The sequence below is a fragment of the Deltaproteobacteria bacterium genome (genome assembly GCA_016874775.1).
In the GTDB taxonomy this organism is placed as follows: Bacteria; Desulfobacterota; Binatia; order Bin18; family Bin18; genus VGTJ01.
On sequence record VGTJ01000224.1, the window covers coordinates 1 to 8,512 of the forward strand.

The 8,512-nt window shown below is 54.3% G+C and carries 7 protein-coding genes; all 7 read left to right on the plus strand.

Translation table 11 applies throughout. From position 1 onward, the window contains the following. Nucleotides 1-106: 106 nt before the first annotated feature. Entirely contained in the window at nucleotides 107-604 is a 498-nt protein-coding gene (locus FJ147_25400; protein MBM4259223.1) for a hypothetical protein, read from the plus strand. Next, nucleotides 528-1,766 (plus strand): hypothetical protein, encoded by a 1,239-nt coding sequence (locus FJ147_25405; GenBank protein MBM4259224.1) that lies wholly within the window; start codon nucleotides 528-530, stop codon nucleotides 1,764-1,766. The genes FJ147_25400 and FJ147_25405 overlap by 77 nt, the downstream gene beginning before the upstream one ends. A gap of 513 nt (nucleotides 1,767-2,279) precedes the next feature. Further along, nucleotides 2,280-4,076 (plus strand): PAS domain S-box protein, encoded by a 1,797-nt coding sequence (locus FJ147_25410; GenBank protein ID MBM4259225.1) that lies wholly within the window; start codon nucleotides 2,280-2,282, stop codon nucleotides 4,074-4,076. A 34-nt stretch (nucleotides 4,077-4,110) separates the two neighbouring features. After that, nucleotides 4,111-5,256 (plus strand): response regulator, encoded by a 1,146-nt coding sequence (locus FJ147_25415; protein MBM4259226.1) that lies wholly within the window; start codon nucleotides 4,111-4,113, stop codon nucleotides 5,254-5,256. Nucleotides 5,257-5,281: 25 nt separating this feature from the next. After that, nucleotides 5,282-6,700, plus strand: coding sequence for a hypothetical protein (locus tag FJ147_25420; protein ID MBM4259227.1), 1,419 nt, complete (start codon nucleotides 5,282-5,284; stop codon nucleotides 6,698-6,700). Between the two features lie 33 nt (nucleotides 6,701-6,733). After that, a complete protein-coding gene (locus FJ147_25425) occupies nucleotides 6,734-7,909 on the plus strand; it encodes a response regulator (protein ID MBM4259228.1) in 1,176 nt (391 codons plus the stop codon). 58 nt (nucleotides 7,910-7,967) lie between these two features. After that, entirely contained in the window at nucleotides 7,968-8,471 is a 504-nt protein-coding gene (locus tag FJ147_25430; protein ID MBM4259229.1) for a response regulator, read from the plus strand. Nucleotides 8,472-8,512: the final 41 nt, after the last annotated feature.

An 8,512-nucleotide genomic window follows, 5' to 3' on the forward strand; every position in this document is an offset into this window, starting at 1 on the left:
TGGGGGGAAGAAAATTGCAGGGATGAAGGAGCAAAGTGTGGGATTAACCGTAATGATTTTTGTTCCGGCGTAAGCCGCCAAAGGAGCTGGGAGGTGGAGCGTGCTCTTGAGCGGCGCGAGCTTCTATAGTGTGGCGGAGTGGTCAGAGAAGGAGGCGCTGCCAATGGAAGTCCCGGACGAGAAAACCTATAGCAGTCCGCAACGGAAACTGGTCAAATTCTTTGAGCGGAGCCGGAACCAGTGGAAAACCAAAGCGGGGGCAGCCAAGAGCGGACTTAAACGCCTGGGGGCGCGAGTGCGGCGGTTAGAACGCAAGAAGGCCGATTCTCAGCAGCACGTGGCGGCCTTACAAGCGCAGGTGGCGGAGTGGCAAGCCAAGTACGCGCAGACGGTGCGCGAGCTCGAAGAGTTGAAAAAAAATATCCGCACCTCAGCCGGGAATCGTAACGGGGAGTGCGCTGGGGGCAGAGCGCGTCCGGCATCACCACTATCGCGTCCCTCACGTGTGGCTGATGGTGTCCTTCGTCGTGTCCGCAGCCACGAGTTTGCAGGGTGCGGGGCGCGTGTTGGGGGTGTTGCAAGAATGCCTGGGCGTAGAGATTGAGACGCCCTCGGGATCGAGCACGCGCTTATGCCTGTTACGGGTCGGCTACTACAAGTTGACGCGAGCGAAAGAACACGCCGCCGATTGGGTGTGGATCGTCGATCATGTAGGCCAGCTGGGGGAGGAGAAGTGTTTGGTGATTGTCGGGATACGCCTGAGCGCCCTGCCGGCCGAGGGAAAGTCCCTCACGCATGCGTATGTGGAACCGATTGCACTCTGTCCAGTGGCAACGTCGAATGGGGAGGTCGTGTATCAACAGTTGGAAGCCGCGTGCAAGCAAACCGGGGTGCCGCGCGAAATCCTCTCCGATCAGGGGAGCGATTTGGCCAAAGGGATTCGCCTGTTTTGCGCGGCCCATCCGGAGACGAGCGCGGTCTACGACATCAAGCATAAGGTGGCGACGGTGCTCAAACGCGAACTGGGAGCCGAGCGGGCATGGCAGGAGTTCTCGACGCAGGCGAGTCAGACGATTGGGCGGGTGCAGCAAACGGCCCTGGCTGCGCTGGCGCCGCCCCGTCAACGGCGCAAAGCGCGCTATATGAATGTCGCGGAGTTAGTGAGTTGGGGTGGCCACATCGTGCGGTATCTTGATGGAGAGGGTGCGCTGCAGCCGGACTGGGATCCGCAGCGGGTGGAGCAGGCTGTCGGCTGGGTCCGCCAGTATCGGCAGGAGTTCGAACAATGGCGGCAAGTGATGGAAGTCAGTACGATAGTCGAACAGTTTGTGAAGACCCATGGCGTCACGGTGAGCGGGGCCTCGCACCTGCACGCGTGCCTCGCCGAGACGGGGGCCTTGGCTCGGACTCAGCAACTGAAGGCGGAACTCTTACAGTTTGTGACCACAGAGGGGGCCAAAGCCAAAGCCGGGGAGCGCTTGGTCGGGAGTAGCGAAGTGATCGAATCCATCTTTGGCAAATGGAAGCACCTGGAAGGGGAGCAAGCGCGTAGTGGGCTGACGGGCTTGGTGGTCGCGTTAGCGGCTATCGTCGCCCCGACCACACCGGCAGTGATTCAACAGGCACTGGAAAACGTTCCCACGAAAACGGTCCTCGCGTGGTGTCGGGAAAAGCTCGGTAAGACCGTGCAAACGTTACGCCGTACGCTCTTTGCGCTGCCACGTAAAACGGAACAAAAACAGGACCAGCTCCCGCTGGCTGCATGAGGTAATTTTCCTGAGCCCAGGCTCCTGCTACACCATCCTTACGTATCGTCAGGGAACAGCCAACACAATCCACCACTCTTTCACAGCAAGCCTCTGCACCTGCGCTTGCGAATGGCAAACACGGCGCCCCCCCCTGCTGCTCCTGCAGCGTGGGATCCCGTTCTCGGTCAAGAAGGAGAAGTCCTTCTTCAAGCGCACGAACTCGAACAACTCATTCAAGAGCGTACACTTGAACTGACACAAGCAAATGCCACACTCCAGCAAGAACTGGAGGAACGTCAAAGCCTTGAGACGAATTTGCGTCAGTCGCAGCAAGAACTTGAGCAACGGCTGCAAGAACAAGCCACAGAACTCGAACAGTTACGCTCTGCGCTCCAAGAGGCCCAAGATACACAGCTGCAGGCCGCTGAGACACAACGTCAGGCTCAGGAAGACCTTGCACTCCGCCTGCAAGGGCAAGAGGCCGAAATCGAACAACTCCAAACTATCGTTCGAGATGATAGCGTATCTCGAATGAACCTTGAGGGAGATCTCCGCCTCGCCCAGGAAAATCTCGACCAGCAAGCACAAGTTCACGCAACAGCATTGGAAAAAGCCGAACGGGCACTCTACGACGAGCAAGCTGCCCACCAGCAGACAGCTCAGGCTTTACGGCAGACAACGGACGAACTCGACCATCGCCTTGAGGAACAGGCCTCTGAGCTTGAGCAACTCCAGACAGCGCTGCGTAACGAGCGAGAAACCCATGAGCAAGTAACTCAAGCGTTACAACAGAGTAAAGAAGCCCATGAGCAGGTCACTCAGGCGTTACAACAGAGCAGAGACGAACTTGAACGCAACATCATGGAGCACACGAGTCACCTCGAACAGCTCCAGACTACGCTGCAGGAAGAACAAACCAAACGGCAGACGCTGGAAGAGTCGTTGTCTCAGCTCCAACAGGACGTTGAGCGCCAAAAACAGGAGCAGACCGATAGCGTCGAACAAGCCACAGCCATTCTCCAAGCTGAATTGTCGGAACACAAAGAACAACAAGAAAGCTTGTCACGCTCGCTGCATGAACATGAAATACTGACCGCAGCAATGCCCGACGCGCTGGTTGTCGTTGATCAGTTGGGAATGATCAAAAAATGGAATTCCGGGCTTGCACGCGTTACAGATTACGCCGACGATGAGCTGCTCGGGTCACCTGTCATACAACTCTTTGCCGATGATGACCGTGAGCGTGTCACGCAAGTCCTCACACCAGGAACGCACGAGGGCCAAAGAACCACCGAAGCTATACTGCTCGCCAAAGACGGGGCCACAGCATTATACGAATGGAAGGTGGTGCCTCTCACGACTAGCGACAGTCACACGGATGGCTTTGTCATTAGTGGAAGAGACATCACTGACCGCAAACAAATCGAACTGTCCCTGCAGCAAGCCAAGGACAGTGCAGAACAGTCGAGTCAAGCTAAATCGGAATTTCTGGCAAACATGAGCCATGAAATCCGTACGCCAATGAACGGCATCATTGGCATGAATGAACTCTTGTTAGACACCTCCCTGACACAAGAGCAGCGCGAGTATGCAGAAACAGTCAAAGGCTCTGCCGAAGCCTTGCTGGCATTACTGAACGACATTCTCGACTTTTCTAAGATTGAAGCCCGCAGACTGGATCTTGAGGCGGTTGATTTCTCTCTCCGCGAGAACCTCGGCGACGCCATGAAAGCCCTCGCCTTCCGTGCTCACCAAAAGGGCCTTGAGCTGCTCTATGAAGTAGCAGCCGACATACCAGACACGATTGTTGGCGACCCGAGCCGTTTACGTCAGATCGTCACGAACCTCGTTGGCAATGCCATCAAGTTTACCGAAAAAGGGGAAGTTGCCGTTCACGTTGAAAAGACGGGCGGCGAGGAGAACGAAGTCGAACTGCGCTTCGCTGTACGTGATACAGGGATTGGCATTCCCAAAGACAAGCAACACCTGATTTTTCAGGCGTTCTCGCAAGCCGATGTCTCGATCACCCGTAAATACGGCGGAACAGGGTTAGGCCTCGCCATTTCGACCCAACTCGTGCGGCTGATGCATGGGTATTTGTGGCTCGAAAGCGAAGAGAATCAAGGTTCAACGTTTTACTTCACGGCACGCTTCCCAGTCGGTACTCGTAAGGAAGAGGCTGCTCCTGCCGCGCTTGAAGAGTTGCAAGGACTCCCAGTGCTCGTCGTTGACGATAACGCAACTAACCGACGTATTCTCAACGACCTCTTGACCTCGTGGCGCATGACGCCACACCTAGCTGTCAGGTCTCATAACATCGCGCACTAAGAATTCGTCGAATTTCTTGGATTTTTGCACAAAAATGAGTACGCGATGTCATGAGACTCGACACCTAGCTGATACAGCGGCTAGTGCACTTGCGCAGATGCAAGAAGCCAAAGCGAGCGGTAAGTTGTTTGCTTTTGTCCTGATTGACGGACGTATGCCCGGGACTGATGGCTTTGCCCTCGCGCGGCAAATTACAGAAACCCCAGCGCTCGCCGGCGCAACGCTCATGATGCTGACCTCGTCCGACCAAAAAGAGGAAAGAGACCGTTATCAGGCACTGGGGCTCTCAGGTTTCATGTTGAAACCCGTCCGGCCATCGGAATTATTGCTCGCACTACTCAAAGCTCGCGGGAAAGTGATCAAAGAAACCCGCAAGTCTAAGACACCTTTCGCCCAGAAAAGCCGGCAAAAATTACGGCTCCTGGTCGCAGAAGATAATGCAGTCAATCAGAAACTTGCCGTCCGGTTCCTGCAGAAGTGGGGCCATGAATCACTCGTCGCAGCCAACGGAAAAGAGGCCTACGAGTATTTCCTCAACGCTGGCCCGTTTAATGCCGTCCTCATGGATGTAGAAATGCCCGTGATGAATGGCATGGAAGCGACGGCAGCAATTCGACAACATGAGCAAAGTACCGGGACGCATATCCCCATCATCGCCATGACCGCTCATGCCATGGTCGGAGATAAAGAACAGTGCCTTGCCAGTGGCATGGATGGCTATGTCAGTAAACCTCTACGCGCAGAAGAGTTGTTCTCGACCCTTGAGCAGCTTACTCAGAATGACAAAGAAGAAGATTCGCAAGCACAACCAGCAGATATTCTGGTGTCTGCAGAAGAAATTTTCGACCGGACGGAACTCCTTTCACTCGTCGACGGTGATGTTTCCTTACTCACCGAGCTGACCGATCTCTTCTGGGAAAGTTCTCCCCAACTGGTCGCCCAGATGCGCATGGCCGTCTCCGACAAAGACACGACGACACTTGCGTACACTGTCCACACCCTGAAAGGTTCAGTGGGCAACTTCGCCGCAAAACGTGCACTGTCGGCCATTGCTCACCTAGAAAAGATTGGCGTCCAGGGAAACATCGAACAGGCTCCATTGGCAGTAGACATGCTTGAAGCAGAACTCGCACGACTACGAGAGGCACTCTCATCACTCAAAGCTGAACTCGCAGCATAAATCGCTCGAAAAGGTAACGACTGACATGCGACAGACATCTTCACACAAGGCATCGAACGCTGTACGGAACCCAGAAACCGGAACCCCATCGTTGTTCCAAACCTCACTCGTCGCCCTGCTAATTTTCACCGGAAGTGAGATGCTCAAACCGTTCCTCGCTATCGAGGACCCTATGGTTCAGCGAGCAGTGACCATAGGGGTCGGAACCGTTGTCGCGCTTCTCGTCGCCTATCTCACTCGTCGTGGGCATGTCGCAATACAAGAAGAACTCGATGATGCGCAGCTCGCACGACAACGCGTAGAAGAAGCGCATCTCACCTTGCAGGATCGCACAAAACAGCTCGAACAGAATAAACACGAGCAGGAAGCCCGTCTCGCGAGTTATCGTCAAGCCGAGGAAGCCATGCAGCAAGCAACCGAGGCATTGACGGCACGAGTCGACGCCCAAGCTGAAGAATTGGCGAAGGTTACCGAAGAGCGAAACACCCTCGCCGTCGAACGGAGTTCCCTTGAGCATGCACTGCAGCAGTCTCAGACGGAACTCGCTGAAGCCAATCGGACGAAATCAGAATTCCTCGCCAATATGAGTCATGAAATCCGTACTACACTCAATGGAGTGATTGGCATGACTCAACTCTTACTTGACACTGACCTCACGCCAGAACAAGAAGATTATGCTGAGACTGCGCGCGGTAGCGCAGACATGCTCCTGACCATCGTCAACGACTTGCTCGATTTCTCTGAGTTAGAAACCGGCACGTTTGAACTTGAGGAGAAAGATTTCACGCTTCGGAATACGATCGAAGAAGTCACCGATCTCTTTGCCGAAACTGCCGCCAAGAAGCGACTTGAACTCACCTCATTTGTTCAGCATGACGTCCCGATTATGCTCCGGGGCGATGCGGCGCGCCTCCGCCAGGTATTGATCAACTTACTCGGCAATGCCGTCAAATTTACTGAAACTGGGCACGTTGCTCTCCATACAGAATTGGTACAAGCTTCCGCCGATGATGTCTGTCTACGGTTTACTATCCGCGATACTGGCATCGGTATTCCCAGCAGCCGGATCGCCAACCTCTTCCAGGCGTTCTCACAAATTGATCCTTCATCCATACGGAAGTATGGCGGCACGGGTCTCGGCCTTGCCATCTGTAAGAAGCTTGTCGAGTGTATGAAGGGTGAAATCGGCGTTGACAGTGAACCTACAAAAGGAAGTACTTTCTGGTTCACCGTCCATCTCCGTCAACCGGCAACTGCATACGTCGGAACACACACAGTCACAGCTTCTCCTGCGACAAGATCACAGGCTCCAGCCTCAGTTGCTCAGCAGCCTCGCATTCTTATCGCTGAAGATAATCCTGTCAACCAAAAGCTGATCAGTCGCTTGCTCGAAAAACTCGGGTACTATGCCAAAGTTGTCTTCAATGGTCGCGAAGCCCTGTAAGAAGCCGCAGCCAATTCCTATGATGCAGTCCTCATGGACTGCCAGATGCCGGAAATGGACGGGCTCTCCGCAACTGGCGAAATCCGCAGACGGGAAGTTGCGCTCGGCCTGCCACATCTGCCGATCATCGCACTGACCGCACACATTATGCCTGGAGACCGGGAGCGTTGTCTTGCGTCAGGCATGGATGACTATATGTCAAAACCTCTGAACCCGGATAAACTGCAAGCGACACTGGCCCAGTGGGTAACCTGGGCAAAAGAACAAAAGGCCGCGGTCTCGACAGAACCGACGATCAAGACCACTCCTGTCGCCCCAGCCCCGATCGCTTCTCCCAAGGTTAAGTCAGTCGTCCCTCCTCCGGCACAAGCCCCAATCACCAACCCAGCGTTCAATCTCGCTGCTCCACTGTCTTCTCTTGCTACTGATGAAGATGAAGCACGCGACAATACCGCGTTAATTTTTGACGTCAACGAACCTTTTGCTCAGGGAGAGATGGATCAAGAGGAAGGGCGCGATAACACCGCTCTGATCTTCGACGGCAACTCTGCATTTGGACAAGACGGGATGGATCAAGAAGAGCCACAAGAGCTACCTGATCGTCACCTGGATTCGCCCTCACCATCGTCTCCGCCAGTAGACTTTCGTATTCTTCCGTCGACCGACTCGATAGGAAACTATGCGGAGGAAGGGGATGACGCCAAAGAGCAATTACTGCCATCTGACGATGTCTCCTCCGCGGTGTGGGAGAACCGCGCTCAGCAACCAACATTCCACCATGAAGAAGAGGACCCTTTTGCTCCACTAGAGGACACGAAGCCACGACCGGAAGCTCCTGTTCACCTCTCTGTTTACGATGCCGCTGCGATATTTGATCTCGACGAAGCTCTTGATCTCGTCGATGGCGATAAGGTCCTGCTCTCAGAAATGGCAGAACTGTTTTTAGAATCCTATCCAGGCTATCTCTCGCGCATCAAAGAGGCCCTCGTCCAGCAGGACCTCACGGCTCTGACCCAAGCGGCGCATGCACTGAAAGGCTCTGTCGGAAACTTCACTACTCGTGAACCATTTGAGGTTGCCCGGGCCCTGGAACAAATCGGGCGTCACGGAGATATTGGGCAAGCATCGCAAGTCGTAGTCAAACTGGAACATGCCTTGTCTCAGCTCACGCCAGAACTAGAAAATTTGCGACAGGAAGTCGCAGTATAGCCAGCTATGCGCCACTCTTGCAGATCTGATAGGCACCGCGATTGGACGGAAATACGTCATGGAGACCCAAGCTAAACCTCGCATTCTCTGTGTTGACGACGACCGGGTAACCTTACGAGCGATTGAACGCTCACTACTCACTAGTGGGTACATGGTCGTCACTGCGGATAGTGGCACTCGTGCGCTACAAACTCTCCAAAGCGTCAAACCAGACCTCATTCTCCTCGATGCCATGATGCCCGACCTTGATGGGTATGAAGTGTGCTCACGGCTACGACAGAACCAAGAATTCAATAGCATTCCGGTCATCTTTGTCACCTCACTCGAACAAAAAGAAGACAAGGCCAAAGCCTTCGCCCTTGGCGCTGCGGACTACATTACCAAGCCTATTCAGAAAGAGACGCTCCTCAACAAAGTTGCGTCCCACCTCGAAACACATGCGCGCTGGAAAGAGTTAGATCAAGTCGAGGGAACGGCTAAGGCATGGGCAAGAATTAAGTTACCGATTAAGAGCGAGGAAGAAGCGTATAGTTCCAATCGCCATGAAACTTACCGGGTTTGATATTGAGCGCTTGAAACTCATCGTCGGAGACCTGTAGGCCT

Bases quoted from the DNA above. Each gene is read 5' to 3' on its own strand.
- FJ147_25410 (MBM4259225.1), top strand. From the start codon at position 2,280: ATGAACCTTGAGGGAGATCTCCGCCTCGCCCAGGAAAATCTCGACCAG.
- FJ147_25415 (MBM4259226.1), top strand. From the start codon at position 4,111: ATGAGTACGCGATGTCATGAGACTCGACACCTAGCTGATACAGCGGCT.
- FJ147_25420 (MBM4259227.1), top strand. From the start codon at position 5,282: ATGCGACAGACATCTTCACACAAGGCATCGAACGCTGTACGGAACCCA.
- FJ147_25425 (MBM4259228.1), top strand. From the start codon at position 6,734: ATGGACTGCCAGATGCCGGAAATGGACGGGCTCTCCGCAACTGGCGAA.
- FJ147_25430 (MBM4259229.1), top strand. From the start codon at position 7,968: ATGGAGACCCAAGCTAAACCTCGCATTCTCTGTGTTGACGACGACCGG.